The following is a 16,603-nucleotide window of genomic DNA, read 5'->3' as shown; positions in this document are numbered from 1 at the left end:
GCTTGAAGGACTCTCGGAGGTGGCGGAACCGTACGCGCTTTCCCCTTGGAATGGCGGGGGTGCGGAAGCGGTCGGGAGCGGTGTGGTCTGCGGGGACAGCTTCTGGGTAGGGGGCGTACGGGGAAGAGGAAAGTGCCGTCGGTATGTGCGGTTCCGCCGAAGCTCCGGCAAGCGTGGGTCAGGTTTTCCTGTTCATCTTTAACGAGCTGTCCCGTCACCTGGTTACGCTCTGACGGGCAGCCGCCCCGGTGCGCTTCAGTGAAACACTGGGAAAGCTGGAAGCGAAAACCCCTACGAGGATCAGCGACCCTGCGGGAGGGACACGGTGGAGTCTGGCGGAGCGACGCGGGGCACGAGCGCGCGCGCGAAGGGCGGACGTTCCCGGCCCCAGGGGACGACGGAGGTGGACAGCGCCGCGCTGTACCGCCTGCTGGGGGCGCTGGAGGCCATGCGGGACGGGAACTTCCGGCGCCGTCTGACGATCTCCGGCGACGGGGTGATGTCCGAGATCGCGGCCGTCTTCAACGAGGTCGCGGACCGGAACCTGCAGCTCACCGGCGAGCTGGCGCGGGTGCGCCGGGTCGTCGGGCGGGAGGGCAAGCTCACCGAGCGGCTGGAGGTCGGCTCCTGCGAGGGGGCCTGGGCCGCGGCGATCGACGCCTCCAACGCCCTGGTCGACGATCTGGTGCGGCCGGTCTCGGAGGTCGGCCGGGTGCTGTCGGCGGTGGCCGAGGGCGATCTGGACCAGCGGATGGACCTGCGGTCGCACGCGGCCGACGGTTCGGCGCACCCGCTGCGCGGCGAGTTCCTCAAGGTGGGGCGGACCGTCAACGGGCTGGTGGACCAGCTCTCCGCGTTCACCGACGAGGTGACGCGGGTGGCCAGCGAGGTCGGCACCGAGGGCAAGCTCGGCGGGCAGGCGCGGGTGCGCGGGATGTCCGGCTCGTGGAAGGACCTCACCGACTCCGTCAACACCATGGCGTCGCGGCTCACCGCTCAGGTGCGGGACATCGCGCTGGTGACGACGGCGGTCGCCAAGGGCGATCTGTCCCGGAAGGTCACGGTGCACGTGGCCGGGGAGATGCTGGAGCTGAAGAACACCGTCAACACGATGGTGGACCAGCTGTCGTCGTTCGCCTCCGAGGTCACGCGGGTGGCCCGGGAGGTGGGCACCGAGGGCGAGCTCGGCGGCCAGGCCCAGGTGCCCGGCGTCGCGGGCGTCTGGAAGGACCTCACCGACTCCGTCAACCTGATGGCCGGGAACCTCACCGCCCAGGTGCGCGGCATCGCGCAGGTCACCACCGCGGTCGCCAACGGCGACCTGTCGCAGAAGGTGACGGTGAGCGCGCGCGGCGAGATCGCGCAGCTCGCCGAGACGATCAATCAGATGACGGAGACGCTGCGCACCTTCGCCGACGAGGTGACGCGCGTGGCCAGCGAGATCGGCGCCGAGGGGCTGCTGGGCGGCCAGGCCCAGGTGCCGGGCGCGGCCGGGACGTGGAAGGACCTGACGGACTCCGTCAACACGGCGTTCCGGAACCTGACCGGACAGGTGCGGGACATCGCGCAGGTGACGACGGCGGTCGCCAACGGTGATCTGGGCCAGAAGGTCACGGTGGACGTCTCCGGCGAGATGCTGGAGCTCAAGAACACCGTCAACTCGATGGTCGACCAGCTCCAGTCCTTCAGTGGCGAAGTGACCCGTGTGGCACGGGAGATCGGCGTGGAGGGCGAGCTCGGCGGGCAGGCACAGGTGGCCGGTGCGGCGGGGACCTGGAAGGACCTCACGGACTCCGTCAACACGGCGTTCCGCAACCTGACCGGACAGGTGCGCAACATCGCGCAGGTGACCACGGCCGTCGCCAACGGCGACCTCGGGCAGAAGGTCACCGTCGAAGTGTCCGGCGAGATGCTCCAGTTGAAGAACACCGTCAACACGATGGTGGACCAGCTGTCGTCGTTCGCGGACCAGGTGACCCGGATGGCGCGGGACGTGGGCACCGAGGGGCGGCTCGGCGGGCAGGCGCGGGTGGACGGGGTCAGCGGCACCTGGAAGGAGCTGACCGACTCCGTCAACTTCATGGCGGGCAATCTCACCTCCCAGGTGCGGCAGATCGCCCAGGTGACCACGGCCGTGGCGCGCGGTGACCTCTCCCAGAAGATCGACGTCGACGCGCGCGGCGAGATCCTGGAGCTCAAGAACACCATCAACACCATGGTCGACCAGCTCTCGGCCTTCGCCGACCAGGTCACGCGGGTGGCCCGGGAGGTCGGTACGGAGGGCCGGCTCGGGGGTCAGGCGCAGGTGCCGGGCGTCGCGGGCGTCTGGCGGGACCTGACCGACTCCGTCAACGGCATGGCCGGCAACCTGACCGCCCAGGTCCGCAACATCGCCCAGGTCGCGACGGCGGTGGCGCGCGGCGACCTGTCGCAGAAGATCGACGTGGACGCGCGCGGCGAGATCCTGGAGCTGAAGAACACCCTCAATACGATGGTGGACCAGCTCTCCTCGTTCGCCGAGCAGGTGACCCGGGTGGCCCGGGAGGTCGGCACCGAGGGCATCCTGGGCGGCCAGGCCGAGGTGAAGGGTGTCTCGGGCACCTGGAAGGACCTCACCCAGTCCGTCAACTTCATGGCCAACAACCTGACGTCCCAGGTGCGGAACATCGCCGAGGTGACGACGGCGGTGGCCATGGGCGACCTCTCGAAGAAGATCACGGTCGACGCCAAGGGCGAGATCCTGGAGCTGGTCACCACCGTCAACACCATGGTCGACCAGCTGTCGGACTTCGCCGAGCAGGTGACCCGGGTGGCGCGCGAGGTCGGCACCGAGGGCCAGCTGGGCGGTCAGGCGCGGGTCAGGGACGTGACCGGCATCTGGAAGGACCTCACCGACAACGTCAACCTGATGGCCAACAACCTGACCAGTCAGGTGCGGAACATCTCCCAGGTGGCCGGCGCGGTCGCCAACGGCGACCTCACCAAGAAGATCACCGTGGAGGCGCGGGGCGAGGTGGCGCAGCTCGCCGACACCGTCAACACCATGGTGACCACGCTGTCGTCGTTCGCCGACGAGGTGACGCGGGTGGCGCGGGAGGTCGGTACGGAGGGCCGGCTGGGCGGCCAGGCCCGGGTGCCGGGCGTCAGCGGCACCTGGAAGGACCTCACCGAGTCGGTGAACTCGATGGCCTCCAACCTCACCGGCCAGGTCCGCAACATCGCGATGGTCACCACGGCCATCGCCCAGGGCGACCTCACCAAGAAGATCGACATCGATGCCCGGGGCGAGATCCTCCAGTTGAAGACGACCATCAACACGATGGTCGACCAGCTGTCGTCGTTCGCCGACCAGGTCACGCGGGTGGCCCGGGAAGTGGGCACGGAGGGGCAGCTGGGCGGTCAGGCGCGGGTCCGCGACGTGGACGGCACCTGGCGCGACCTCACCGAGTCCGTCAACGAGATGGCCGGGAACCTGACCCGCCAGGTGCGCGCGATCGCCAAGGTGGCGACGGCGGTGACCCGCGGCGACCTGGACATGCGGATCAACGTGGACGCGGCCGGCGAGATCCTGGAGCTCCAGGACAACATCAACACGATGATCGTCAACCTGCGCTCGACCACCCTGGCCAACAAGGAGCAGGACTGGCTGAAGGGCAACCTCGCCCGGATCTCCGGCCTGATGCAGGGCCGCCGGGACCTGGAGGACGTCGCACAGCTCATCATGAGCGAGCTGACGCCCGTCGTGGACGCCCAGCACGGCGCCTTCTTCCTGGCGATGCCGGCGGCCGAGGGGGAGAGCGGCGAGGACGCGTACGAGCTGCGGATGCTCGGCTCGTACGGCTACGCGATGGGCTCGATGCCGACCTCCTTCCGGCCCGGTGAGTCGCTGATCGGCACCGCGGCCAAGGAGAAGCGCACGATCCTGGTGGAGAACGTGCCCTCCGGCTATCTGAAGATCGCCTCCGGGCTGGGGGAGGCGCCGCCCGCCCATGTGATCGTGCTGCCGGTGCTGTTCGAGGGGCAGGTGCTCGGGGTCATCGAGCTGGCCTCGTTCAAGCGGTTCACCCAGATCCAGCGGGACTTCCTCAGCCAGATCGCCGAGATGATCGGCACCAGCGTCAACACCATCAGCGTCAACACCAAGACGGAGATGCTGCTCAGGCAGTCGCAGGAGCTCACCGAGCAGCTGCGCGAGCGGTCGGCGGAGCTGGAGAACCGGCAGAAGGCGCTGGAGATCTCCAACGCCGAGCTGGAGGAGAAGTCCGACCGGCTGGCCCGGCAGAACCGCGACATCGAGGTCAAGAACACGGAGATCGAGGAGGCCCGGCAGGTGCTGGAGGAGCGGGCCGAGCAGCTCGCGGTCTCCATGCGCTACAAGTCCGAGTTCCTGGCCAACATGTCGCACGAGCTGCGCACGCCGCTCAACTCGCTGCTGATCCTGGCCAAGTTGCTGGCGGACAACGCGGACGGCAACCTCTCGCCGAAGCAGGTGGAGTTCGCCGAGACGATCCACGGGGCCGGCTCCGACCTGCTCCAGCTGATCAACGACATCCTCGACCTGTCGAAGGTCGAGGCGGGCAAGATGGACGTCAGCCCGACCCGGATCGCCCTGGTGCAGCTCGTCGACTACGTGGAGGCCACCTTCCGGCCGCTGACGGCGGAGAAGGGCCTCGACTTCTCGGTCCGGGTCTCGCCGGAGCTGCCGGCCACCCTGCACACCGACGAGCAGCGCCTCCTCCAGGTGCTGCGCAACCTGCTGTCCAACGCGGTCAAGTTCACCGACACCGGCGCCGTCGAACTGGTCATCAGGCCGGCCGGCGCGGACGTCCCGGACTCGATCCGCGAGCAGCTGCTGGAGGCGGGCGCGCTGCGCGACCCGGACGGCGAGCTGATCGCCTTCTCGGTGACGGACACCGGCATCGGCATCGCCGCGAGCAAGATGCGCGTCATCTTCGAGGCGTTCAAGCAGGCCGACGGCACGACCAGCCGCAAGTACGGCGGCACCGGCCTCGGCCTGTCGATCAGCCGCGAGATCGCCCGGCTGCTGGGCGGCGAGATCCACGCGGCGAGCGAGCCGGGCCGCGGGTCCACATTCACCCTCTACCTCCCGCTCGACGCGGCCGAGCCGGCGGCCGAGGGCTTCCCGCAGCTGCCCGGCGGGGAGAACGCCGAGCAGCGGGCCCTGCCGCCGGGCGGCGGGCAGGCCGCGGAGCGGCACGGCGGCGAGCCGCCGGCGCGCGGCGCGGCCGGGCTGTTCCTGCGCCGCCGGCGGGCCGCGCAGGCGGCGGCCGGCCAGGGCGCCGCGGCCGCCGGGGCGGGCCCGGCGGCCGGCGTGGACGGGCCGCGGCAGCCGGTACCGGCGGCGCCGCAGGAGGAGTGGGCCGAGGACCGTAGCGGGGAGACCCCCGGGTTCACCGGCTCGTTCCACGGCGAGAAGGTGCTGATCGTCGACGACGACATCCGCAACGTGTTCGCCCTCACCAGCGTGCTGGAACAGCACGGGCTCACGGTGCTCTACGCGGAGAACGGGCGCGAGGGCATCGAGGTGCTGGAGCAGCACGACGACGTGGTGGTGGTCCTGATGGACATCATGATGCCGGAGATGGACGGTTACGCGACCACGGCGGCGATCCGCAAGATGCCGCAGTTCGCCGAGCTGCCGATCATCGCGCTCACGGCGAAGGCGATGAAGGGCGACCGGGAGAAGAGCATCGAGGCAGGCGCTTCCGACTACGTGACCAAGCCGGTCGATACTGATCAACTGTTGACGGTGATGAAGCAGTACATGAGCGCAGAGTGACGGACTCCGGATCGATCCTCCCCGTTTTCCTGACCGGGAGTGGCCGACGAGGTGTGGGACCGCGGCATTCCGGGAACTTTCACGTCCCGTGCCGCGTTTCCGCTACGTGCACAGTGACATCGCGGTGACAGGGTGTGGTGACAGGCGGGGTGCGGCTACCATGACCGGCACAAGGACGGGCGGCGCAAGGGAGTCGTCCCCTGGGGCGGCGCCCGGTGCACTTCCGGGGCGAGGAGGACGGGCCATGGTGCAGAAGGCCAAGATCCTCCTGGTCGATGACCGGCCGGAAAATCTGCTGGCGCTGGAGGCGATCCTCTCGGCGCTCGATCAGACACTGGTGCGGGCATCGTCAGGGGAGGAGGCGCTCAAGGCGCTGCTGACGGACGACTTCGCGGTGATCCTGCTGGACGTCCAGATGCCGGGCATGGACGGCTTCGAGACCGCGGCGCACATCAAGCGCCGGGAGCGGACGCGGGACATCCCGATCATCTTCCTCACGGCCATCAACCACGGCCCGCACCACACCTTCCGCGGCTACGCGGCCGGCGCGGTGGACTACATCTCCAAGCCGTTCGACCCCTGGGTGCTGCGCGCGAAGGTCTCGGTCTTCGTCGAGCTGTACATGAAGAACTGCCAGCTCCGGGAGCAGGCCGCCCTGCTGCGCCTCCAGATGGAGAACGGCCAGGGCGCCGGCCGCGTAGCCGTCGGCGAACCCCCGGAGACCGCCGGACTGCTCGCGGAGCTCTCCGCGCGGCTCGCAGCCGTCGAGGAGCAGGCCGAGGCGCTCTCCAAACAGCTGGACGAGTCGGCCGACGCCGCCGCGGTCGCTACCGCCGCCCACCTGGAGCGCAAGCTCAACGGCCTGCGGCGGGCCCTGGACGCCCTGGAGCCCGGCACGGGCAGCAGCGTGCCGCCGGTGGCCTCGCAGAGCTGACGGCCGGGGGCCGGAAGACGCCTGACGGTGTGTCAGCCGTGGCCGTGCCCGGCCATGACACGAACGGACGAACGCCCGGGCCCACGTGTCCCGCCCGCCCGACGACGGTAACCTCGGCACCATGGCCTCACGTACGTCCGGCAAGGGTTCCCAGAGCACGGCGGGCACCAGGCAGCGCACCGGACGCGCCGGGGGAGCCGCCGCCAAGCCGCCCGCCAAGAAGAGCGCGGCGAAACCCGTCCAGAAGCGGCCCGCGGCCCGGCCGGCGCGCAAGGCGCCCGCCAAGAAGGCGGCGCCGCCCCGCCCGTCCATGGCCGGCCGCGCCGGCCGCGGCCTGGCGCACGGCGTCGGCGCCCTGTTCCGGGGCGTCGGCCGCGGCGCCCGCAGCCTCGACCCCGCGCACCGCAAGGACGGCGTCGCGCTGCTCCTCCTCGGCCTGGCCCTGATCGTCGCCGCGGGCACCTGGTCGGGGCTGGAGGGGCCGGTGGGCGAGCTGGTGCGGATGCTGGTGACCGGCGCGTTCGGGCGGCTGGACCTGGTCGTGCCGATACTCCTGGGCATCGTGGCGATCCGGCTGTTCCGCCACCCCGAGCGGCCCGAGGCCAACGGGCGGATCGTCATCGGCCTGTCGGCCCTGGTCACCGGCGTCCTCGGGCAGGTCCACGTGGCCTGCGGGACACCCGGCCGCGGCGAGGGGTCACAGGCCCTGCAGGACGCGGGCGGCCTCATCGGCTGGGCCGCGTCCAAGCCCCTGGTCTTCACCGTCGGCGACGTCCTCGCCGTACCGCTGCTGGTGCTGCTCACCATTTTCGGCCTGCTGGTCGTCACCGCCACGCCCGTCAACGCCATCCCCCGGCGGCTGCGGCAGCTGGCGATACGGCTCGGGGTGCTCGAACCGTATCCCGGTGAGTACGCGGACCCGGCGGCCGACGAGTACGACGCCGAGTGGCGCGAGGCGCCGCCCAAGCGCCCCCGCCGCGCCGCCGCGAGCCGGTCCACCGCGCAGCCGGACGGGGTCGAGGCCGCCGAGCAGGCCGCGCTGGAGGGGCGCAAGCGTGCCCGGAAGACGCCCGCCAAGAAGTCCGGCCCGGACGCCGTGGACCTCGCGGCGGCCGCTGCCGTGGACCTGGACGGCGCGGTGCTGCACGGCGTCCAGCCGTCACCGCTCATCGCCGGGCTCAGCAGCGGCATCCGGCAGGACACCGAGCAGACGCTCCCCGTGCCCTCCGGCCGGGACGACACCGCCCCCACCGTGGCCGTGCCCGACCTCACCAAGCCCGCCCCCGAGCCGCCGGCCGGCCTCCCCCCGCGCGCCGAGCAGCTCCAGCTCGCCGGGGACATCACGTACGCCCTGCCCTCCCTGGACCTGCTGGAGCGCGGCGGGCCCGGCAAGGCGCGCAGCGCCGCCAACGACGCCATAGTGGCCGCCCTGACCACGGTGTTCGCGGAGTTCAAGGTCGACGCGGCCGTCACCGGCTTCACCCGCGGCCCGACGGTCACCCGGTACGAGGTCGAGCTCGGTCCCGCGGTCAAGGTCGAGCGCATCACCGCCCTCACCAAGAACATCGCCTACGCCGTGGCCAGCCCGGACGTCCGCATCATCAGCCCCATCCCCGGCAAGTCCGCCGTCGGCATCGAGATCCCCAACACCGACCGCGAGATGGTCAACCTGGGCGACGTGCTGCGGCTGGCGGACGCCGCCGGCGACGACCACCCGATGCTCGTGGCGCTGGGCAAGGACGTCGAGGGCGGCTATGTGATGGCCAACCTGGCGAAGATGCCGCACGTCCTGGTCGCCGGCGCCACCGGCTCCGGAAAGTCGTCCTGCATCAACTGCCTCATCACCTCGCTGATGGTGCGGGCCACCCCGGAAGAGGTCCGGATGGTGCTGGTCGACCCCAAGCGCGTCGAACTCACCGCCTACGAGGGCATCCCGCACCTCATCACGCCCATCATCACCAACCCCAAGCGGGCGGCCGAAGCCCTGCAATGGGTCGTGCGCGAGATGGACCTGCGCTACGACGACCTGGCCGCCTACGGCTTCCGGCACATCGACGACTTCAACGCGGCGGTGCGGCAGGGCAAGGTCGAGCCGCCGCCGGGCAGCGGACGCGAGCTGTCGCCGTACCCGTACCTGCTGGTCATCGTGGACGAGCTCGCCGACCTGATGATGGTGGCGCCGCGCGACGTCGAGGACTCCATCGTCCGGATCACCCAGCTCGCGCGGGCCGCCGGCATCCACCTCGTGCTGGCCACCCAGCGGCCGTCCGTGGACGTCGTCACCGGCCTCATCAAGGCCAACGTCCCCTCCCGCCTCGCCTTCGCCACCTCCTCGCTCGCCGACAGCCGCGTCATCCTCGACCAGCCCGGCGCCGAGAAGCTGATCGGCAAGGGCGACGGCCTCTTCCTGCCGATGGGTGCCAACAAGCCGGTCCGGCTCCAGGGCGCCTTCGTCAGCGAGGCCGAGGTCGCCGCCGTCGTCAAGCACTGCAAGGACCAGATGGCGCCGGTCTTCCGGGACGACGTCACGGTCGGCTCCGCCAAGAAGAAGGAGATCGACGAGGACATCGGCGACGACCTCGACCTGCTGTGCCAGGCCGCCGAACTGGTGGTCTCCACCCAGTTCGGCTCCACGTCGATGCTCCAGCGCAAACTGCGTGTGGGATTCGCCAAGGCGGGCAGGCTCATGGATCTGATGGAGTCGCGCGACATCGTGGGCCCGAGCGAGGGGTCGAAGGCCCGGGACGTGCTCGTCAAGCCGGACGAGCTGGACGGAGTCCTCGCACTGATCCGCGGGGAGACCGCCGGCTGACGGACGGCCGGGGCGGGCGCGCCGCTCCCGGCCGGCTCCCTTCCCGGGATCGCTCCGGCGTTTCCCGGGCCCGCACGGCGCCCGCGGGAAGGAGGGACGATGTGCCGCGGCCGGTACGGCAGAGCCGTCTGAGGCCCGGGTCTTCTGATGGCCTACAAAGACCGGCTTCCCGCTTGCCGGACCCTTTTGCGTCCCCCCTAGACTGAACTTCCAGCAGGTGGCTGCACGCTCGAAAGGCGCCCACGTGTCCATCGGCAACTCACCCCCGGAAGACGACCGGCCGTCCGTCGGCCGCGCTCTCCAGCAGGCCCGGATCCAGGCCGGGCTGACCGTCGACCAGATCAGCACGACGACCCGCGTGCGCATCCCGATCGTGCACGCGATCGAACAGGACGACTTCTCCCGCTGCGGCGGGCACGTCTACGCCCGAGGACATATCCGCACGCTGGCGCGCGCCGCCGGCCTCGACCCCACCCACCTCGTCGAGCAGTACGACGCCGAGCACGGCGGGCGCCCCCGGCCGAGCCGGGCGGCCCCGGTCTTCGAGGCGGAACGGATCCGTCCGGAGCCGCGGCGGCCCAACTGGACCGCCGCGATGGTCGCGGCGATCGTCGCGGTCGTCGGCTTCGTCGGGTTCACCCTCTTCAACGGGGGCGGCGGCGGCCGGGACGACGCGGTCGAGGCCGGGCAGGCGTCGGCCAAGCCGTCCAAGGCCCCCGCGAAGGCACCGCCGAACCGGCCGGCCGACGCCAAGCCGGAGCCGTCCGACAGCGCCATCGCCGGTGCCCCGGCGAACAAGGTCACCGTCAAGCTCACCGCCGAGCGCGACCAGACCTGGATGTCGGCGAAGGACCACAACGGCAAGCTGCTGGAGGAAGGCGTCCTCCAGCGCGGGGCCTCCAAGACCTTCACCGACAGCAACCGCATCGACCTGGTGCTCGGCAACGCCGGGGCGGTCCAGCTGTTCGTCAACGGCAAGGAGATCAAGAACGTCGGCGACGACGGCCAGGTGCAGCGGCTGAGCTACACCAAGGGCGACCCGGCGGCCGGCTGACCGGGCCGTTCTCCGGGTCCCGGTGCGGAGAGCCGGTGGGTGACCAGGCTCTCCGCACCGGGCGGCCACTCGGCAGCGGAAGCGGCGCCCGGACAAAGTAGGCTGAGCCCTATGCCCGAACGCCGTACCGTCGCTCTTGTCACACTTGGCTGCGCCCGTAACGAGGTGGACTCGGAGGAGCTGGCAGGCCGTCTGGCGGCGGACGGCTGGGACCTCGTCGAGGACGCCGCCGACGCCGACGTGGCCGTCGTCAACACCTGCGGCTTCGTCGAAGCCGCCAAGAAGGACTCCGTCGACGCCCTCCTTGAGGCCAACGACCTGAAAGATCACGGCCGCACCCAGGCCGTGGTCGCCGTCGGCTGCATGGCCGAGCGGTACGGCAAGGAGCTCGCCGAGGCCCTGCCCGAGGCCGACGGCGTGCTCGGCTTCGACGACTACGCCGACATCTCCGACCGGCTCCAGACCATCCTCTCGGGCGGCGTCCACGCCTCCCACACCCCCCGCGACCGCCGGAAGCTGCTGCCGATCAGCCCCGCCGCCCGGCAGGACGCCGCCGTGGCGCTCCCCGGCCACGCGCAGGAAGCCCCCGCGCCGGCCCCCGAGGACCTGCCCGAGGGTGTCGCCCCGGCCTCCGGACCGCGCGCGCCGCTGCGCCGCAGACTGGGCGCCAGCCCGGTGGCCTCCGTCAAGCTGGCCTCCGGCTGCGACCGCCGCTGCTCCTTCTGCGCCATCCCCTCCTTCCGCGGCTCCTTCGTCTCCCGCCGCCCCTCGGACGTCCTGGGTGAGGCCCGCTGGCTCGCCGAGCAGGGCGTCAAGGAGGTCATGCTGGTCTCCGAGAACAACACCTCGTACGGCAAGGACCTCGGCGACATCCGGCTGCTGGAGACGCTGCTGCCCGAGATCGCGGCGGTGGACGGCCTGGAGCGGGTCCGCGTCAGCTACCTCCAGCCCGCCGAGATGCGGCCGGGCCTGATCGACGTCCTGACCTCCACCGAGAAGGTCGCCCCCTACTTCGACCTGTCCTTCCAGCACTCCGCCCCCGGCGTGCTCCGGGCGATGCGGCGCTTCGGCGACACCGAGCGCTTCCTGGAACTGCTGGCCACCATCCGCTCCAAGGCGCCGCAGGCCGGTGCCCGGTCCAACTTCATCGTCGGCTTCCCCGGGGAGACCGAGGAGGACGTCGCCGAGCTGGAGCGCTTCCTCACCGCGGCCCGGCTGGACGCCATCGGCGTCTTCGGCTACTCCGACGAGGACGGCACCGAGGCCGCCGGGTACGAGGAGAAGAACGACCCCGAGGTCGTCGCCGAGCGGCTGGCGCGCGTCTCGCGGCTGGCCGAGGAGCTGACCGCCCAGCGCGCCGAGGAGCGGATCGGAGAGACAATCGAAGTACTGGTCGACCGCGTGGACGACGAGGACGGCGTGATCGGCCGGGCCGCGCACCAGGCGCCGGAGACCGACGGCCAGGTCACGCTGCTCACCGAGGGCCTGGACAGCCCGCCGGTACCCGGACGTATGGTCGTGGCCACGGTCGTGGCGAGCGAAGGGGTCGACCTCGTCGCGGAGCCGGTCCGAGACGGCGGACGCACCGAGGAGGCGGGCAGATGAGCGGAGTCCCGGCATCGGCCGCGGGCCGTCCCGCCGCGGCGCCGGGCGTGCGGCGGGTCAGGCTGTGGAACATCGCCAACATCCTGACCATGGGGCGCCTGTTCCTGGTGCCCGGTTTCGTGCTGCTGATGCTCCACAACGGCGGGTACGACCCGGCATGGCGTTCGTTCGCCTGGGCCGCGTTCGCCATCGCCATGATCACCGACCTGTTCGACGGGCACCTGGCCCGGACGTACAACCTGGTCACCGACTTCGGCAAGATCGCCGACCCGATCGCCGACAAGGCGATCATGGGTGCGGCGCTGCTCTGCCTCTCCGCCCTGCACGACCTGCCCTGGTGGGTCACCGGCGTGATCCTCGCCCGTGAGATCGGCATCACGCTGATGCGCTTCTGGGTGATCAAACACGGTGTGATCCCCGCCAGCCGCGGCGGCAAGATGAAGACGCTCGCCCAGGGCGTGGCCACGGGGATGTACATCCTCGCCCTGGAGGGACCGCTGGCCACCATCCGCTTCTGGGTGATGGCGGTGGCCGTCGTCTTGACGGTCCTCACCGGTCTCGACTACGTACGACAGGCGATCGTGCTGCGCCGGAACGCCCGGGCCGCGGGGTCCGGGCAGTGAGCGCCGGGGTCCCGCGAGAAGCGGAGCGGGCGCTGGCCGCGCTGGTCTCCCGGGGCCGGACGGTGGCGGCGGCCGAATCGCTCACCGGCGGGCTGGTGGCCGCCGCGCTGACCGCCGTCCCGGGCGCCTCGCGCGCGGTCCGCGGCGCGGTCACCGCGTACGCCACGGACGTCAAGCGCGAGGTGCTGGGCGTCGACGGCGGGCTGCTGGCCGCGCGCGGAGCGGTCGACGCCGACGTCGCGCGGGCAATGGCCCGGGGGGTCCGCACGCTGCTGGCCGCCGACTGGGGCCTCGCCACGACCGGCGTCGCCGGACCCGAGCCGCAGGACGGCAAGCCCGTGGGCACGGTCTTCGTCGCCGCGGCCGGCCCGGACGGTACGTGCGCGGTGCGCGAGCTCGCGCTGGACGGCGGCAGGGAAGCGATCCGGACAGAAAGCGTGCGCGCGGTTCTCCGCCTGCTGCTCGACGAATTGACGGAGAACGCGGGGGCAAAGGATACGGAACACAAGGGGGGGAATGGATGTTTGCAGCCCTGAGTGAACACGACATAGCTCCCCGCACGGCCGCACCCCGAGGCGGTACGGTGGGGCGTGAAGGATCCGGATTCGCGGTCCAAGGAGGGAGCCACCGATGATTCTGCTCCGTCGCCTGCTCGGTGACGTGCTGCGTCGGCAGCGCCAACGCCAGGGCCGCACTCTGCGCGAGGTCTCCTCTTCCGCCCGGGTCTCGCTCGGCTATCTCTCCGAGGTCGAGCGGGGGCAGAAAGAGGCGTCCTCCGAGCTTCTCTCCGCAATCTGCGACGCTCTGGACGTCAGGATGTCCGAGGTCATGCGTGAGGTGAGCGACGAGCTGTCGCTCGCCGAGCTGGCGCAGTCGGCGGCGGCGAGCGAGCCGGTACCCGCGCCGATGCGGCCGATGTTCAACCCGGTGTCCGTGACGTCCGTGACCGGCGTTCCCGGCGAGCGCGTGACCATCAAGGCGCCCGCCGAGGCCGTCGACGTGGTCGCGGCGTAGCGCGGGGCGGCGGGGCGGGCCCTTCCGGCCGTACCGTCCCGTCCGTTGTGACTCCCCGGTCCCCGCAGACCCCCGTGGTCTGCGGGGACCGGTGCGTTTTCCGATTCGTGACGTTTCCCGATTCGTGACATTTTCTGCTTCGCGGCCGATGGCGGGTATTTCCCGACCTGACGCATCACTCCGCATTTCCGGCCCGTTTCGAGTCGCTGTGGGATGGTAGGTGCAACGGAGGAAAGCGAAACGACGTCGACGGTGAAGGAGCAGCGCATGTCTGTCGTCAAGAGCCCTCTGTCCGAACAGGACCGCAAGACCGTCGGTGACGCCCTCCAGGGAGCCCTCGTCGATCTGGTGGACCTCTCGCTCGTGGCCAAGCAGGTCCACTGGACGATCGTGGGGCCGCGCTTCCGCTCGGTGCACCTCCAGCTGGACGAGGTCGTGACCACGGCCCGGCAGCACGCCGACACCGTCGCCGAGCGCGCCTCCGCCCTCGGGATCGCCCCGGACGGCCGCGCCGAGACGGTGGCCAAGACCAGCGCCATCGACACCGTGGGCGGCGGCTGGAACAAGGACGTCGACGCGGTGCGCATCATGGTCGAGGCGCTGGGCGCGGTGATCTCCCGGATGCGGGAGCGCATCCGCGACACCGACGAGCCGGACCCGGTGACCCAGGACATCCTCATCGGGCTCACCGCCGATCTGGAGAAGCACCACTGGATGTTCCAGGCGGAGAACGCCTGAGCGGGGGCCGGATGTTGGCCGCCCGCGGACGCGGGGCGGCGCGGGTGAGGGCCTTCCGACCGGATGCCGGTCGGGGGCCCTCCGGCCTGTTCGGGGGTTCCCATGCCGAGCGCACGGGTGTCGTACGTAACGGGGGCGTAACGCGAGCTGTCGGGCGCTCCGGAGTCTCCTGAGTGCCGACATGCACTCCTTCGGAGGGTTTCGCCGTACGACCACGGTCACGCGCGGTCAGGCCGTGGACCATGGTGCCGAGGGTGCCGTCGACGCGGCCGGCGGTTCGGTTCGTCGGGCGTGCCGGGTTCCCGGTCCCGGGACACGGAGGGGGAAGCCATGCGTTCGCGTTTTCTCGTCAGGGCACTCGTCGGCCTGTCCGCCGTCGTCGGTCTCGCCGTCGCGGGCCCGGTCGGCGCGGGCACCGGTCGGGCGGCCGCCGCGCCGCCTGCCGCGCCGTCCGCCGCTCGGCAGTCGGCGGGCCCGGCTCCCGCCGTTCGGCTCGCGGTGGAGAACCTGGGGCTGAGCGCCGCGCAGGCGCAGTACGTCCAGTGCTGGCTGAGGAAGTACTGGGGATACACCGACGCCCTCGACGGGCAGCTGGGGACCAGCAGTTGGCAGGCGTACCAGAGAGCGCTGCGGCACGACTGGGGTTACACCGGCGCGATCGACGGCGTCGTCGGGAGCGGCACGGTGATGGCGCTGCAGCGGCAGATGCGCGACGCGGGCTGGGGGTACAGCGGGGCGATCGACGGGGTCGCCGGGCCGGAGACCAGGGCCGCGTTCCAGCGGTTCGCCGACGCCTGCGTCAGTGTGTGCCGGCAGGGGATCGTCGTGTGAGGTGAGGCGGGTGTGGCGTGCCCTGCGCGGAGGACGGCGGACCGGGGGCGAATCCGGGCGAGGCGGTGGTGACGGGAATGCGAGGCCCTAACCTGAGACGCATGTCTGCCGACCCCGCGGACGGGCCCTGTCCCGCCGAGGAGATCAACCGCGCCATCCGCGCGTTCCTGACCGACCGCGACGGCCGGCCCCTGACCCCGGCCGAGCGGCGGCAGTACGAGCAGCTGCGGGCGCGGTGGCTGGAGGCCGTGCGCCGGCGCAGGGGGTGCGTGGCGCCCTCGTCCTCGACACCGTCCCCGCCGGCCTCGCCGCCCTCCCCGTCTTCGCCTTCGCCTTCGCCCTCGCCCTGAAGGGGCCGTCCGGCCGCGGTCGTGTGGGCCCGGGGACGCGCGTGCGGGGGCCTGGGTGGGCCGCTCGGGTGGCGGAGCGCGGCCCGGCGGGGTCTCCTGGTGCCATGGACGAGCACCCGGTGATCCGGTTCACGAACGAGCTCATGGTGGTGTCGGAGCTCGATCAGCGTGCCGCCGGCGCGTTCGTGCGCAGCGTCTACCAGGAGGGTGCGCGCGAGGGTGAGCAGCGGGTGATCGTCGAACTGCACCGGCGCGACCGCAGGATCGCGGAGCTCGAAGGGGAGCTGGCGCGGCTGCGCGGTGAGGACGGGGAGACGGCCGGCTGACGGGCGGCGCCCGGTGGGCGCTCCGGCGCGGGGGCGCGGGTTCCGGCGCCCCGCCGAAGGAGGCGGCATGCTCTGGCGCGAGATACGGCGGCGGCGACCGCTTCTCCGGCTGCTGCCCCTGGCGATGGGCGGGGTGTGGTGGTGGGCGGTCTGCCGCCTCGTCGACGAACCGGAGCGGGCGGGCTCCGTGGAGGGGCTGGTGGTGACCGGGGGGTGGGGGTTGAGCCTGTTGCCCGTGCACTGTGTGCCGTGGACGCGGGCGCGGCGGGGTGGGGCTCGCGCCCGTGGTGGCGAGGGGCGGGGGGAGGGCTGGGAGGGCCGGGAGGCGGGGGAGTCGGACGAGGGGTGGGTGGAGCAGGAGAGGCAGGAGGGGCGGTAGCGGGGGCGGTCGGCACGGATCCGGGTCACCCATATGGGTGGAGGGTTACGGGGTGGTGGAGGGGTGACGACCGGCGTGCGGGCCGCCGATGGCTGACCGGTTGACCGGCCGGGGTTGGCCGGGGCCGACCTGACCGG

General features: G+C 71.6%; 13 protein-coding genes. All 13 read left to right on the top strand.

Features of this window, described 5'->3' with window-relative positions; translation table 11 throughout:
- Positions 1–325: 325 nt before the first annotated feature.
- The 13 genes from K7I03_RS08225 (at position 326) to K7I03_RS08165 (ending at position 16,466) form a co-directional block, all read left to right on the top strand.
- Positions 326–5,800: a HAMP domain-containing protein gene (locus K7I03_RS08225; protein WP_185943369.1), complete on the top strand. Its 5,475-nt coding sequence runs from the start codon at positions 326–328 to the stop codon at positions 5,798–5,800.
- Positions 5,801–6,044: 244 nt separating this feature from the next.
- Positions 6,045–6,734, top strand: coding sequence for a response regulator (locus K7I03_RS08220; RefSeq protein ID WP_185943368.1), 690 nt, complete (start codon positions 6,045–6,047; stop codon positions 6,732–6,734).
- A gap of 121 nt (positions 6,735–6,855) precedes the next feature.
- Positions 6,856–9,546 (top strand): DNA translocase FtsK, encoded by a 2,691-nt coding sequence (locus K7I03_RS08215; protein ID WP_185943367.1) that lies wholly within the window; start codon positions 6,856–6,858, stop codon positions 9,544–9,546.
- Positions 9,547–9,790: 244 nt separating this feature from the next.
- Positions 9,791–10,600, top strand: a complete 810-nt coding sequence (locus K7I03_RS08210) for a helix-turn-helix domain-containing protein (protein WP_185943366.1) — start codon at positions 9,791–9,793, stop codon at positions 10,598–10,600.
- A 111-nt stretch (positions 10,601–10,711) separates the two neighbouring features.
- Positions 10,712–12,205 (top strand): 30S ribosomal protein S12 methylthiotransferase RimO, encoded by a 1,494-nt coding sequence (rimO, locus tag K7I03_RS08205; protein ID WP_185943365.1) that lies wholly within the window; start codon positions 10,712–10,714, stop codon positions 12,203–12,205.
- Positions 12,202–12,828, top strand: a complete 627-nt coding sequence (gene pgsA / locus K7I03_RS08200; protein ID WP_185943364.1) for a CDP-diacylglycerol--glycerol-3-phosphate 3-phosphatidyltransferase — start codon at positions 12,202–12,204, stop codon at positions 12,826–12,828. Before rimO ends, pgsA begins: the two co-directional genes overlap by 4 nt.
- Complete coding sequence (locus tag K7I03_RS08195) at positions 12,825–13,364, top strand: CinA family protein (RefSeq protein WP_185943363.1); 540 nt, start codon at positions 12,825–12,827, stop codon at positions 13,362–13,364. The genes pgsA and K7I03_RS08195 overlap by 4 nt, the downstream gene beginning before the upstream one ends.
- Positions 13,365–13,458: 94 nt before the next feature.
- Positions 13,459–13,842, top strand: a complete 384-nt coding sequence (locus K7I03_RS08190; RefSeq protein WP_004955592.1) for a helix-turn-helix domain-containing protein — start codon at positions 13,459–13,461, stop codon at positions 13,840–13,842.
- 267 nt (positions 13,843–14,109) lie between these two features.
- The gene (locus K7I03_RS08185; protein WP_185943362.1) at positions 14,110–14,580 is read left to right on the top strand and encodes a Dps family protein; all 471 of its coding nucleotides are present in this window, start codon (positions 14,110–14,112) and stop codon (positions 14,578–14,580) included.
- Positions 14,581–14,910: 330 nt separating this feature from the next.
- Complete coding sequence (locus K7I03_RS08180) at positions 14,911–15,411, top strand: peptidoglycan-binding domain-containing protein (RefSeq protein ID WP_185943361.1); 501 nt, start codon at positions 14,911–14,913, stop codon at positions 15,409–15,411.
- A 101-nt stretch (positions 15,412–15,512) separates the two neighbouring features.
- Complete coding sequence (locus K7I03_RS08175; RefSeq protein ID WP_221903095.1) at positions 15,513–15,761, top strand: hypothetical protein; 249 nt, start codon at positions 15,513–15,515, stop codon at positions 15,759–15,761.
- 104 nt (positions 15,762–15,865) lie between these two features.
- On the top strand, positions 15,866–16,087 hold the full coding sequence (locus K7I03_RS08170; RefSeq protein WP_185943360.1) for a hypothetical protein: 222 nt from the start codon (positions 15,866–15,868) through the stop codon (positions 16,085–16,087).
- A gap of 67 nt (positions 16,088–16,154) precedes the next feature.
- Entirely contained in the window at positions 16,155–16,466 is a 312-nt protein-coding gene (locus tag K7I03_RS08165; protein WP_185943359.1) for a hypothetical protein, read from the top strand.
- Positions 16,467–16,603 lie beyond the last annotated feature (137 nt).

Origin of the sequence: Streptomyces mobaraensis (genome assembly GCF_020099395.1) — a bacterium.
GTDB lineage: Bacteria > Actinomycetota > Actinomycetes > Streptomycetales > Streptomycetaceae > Streptomyces.
This window is presented reverse-complemented; position numbering and strand designations above follow the sequence as displayed.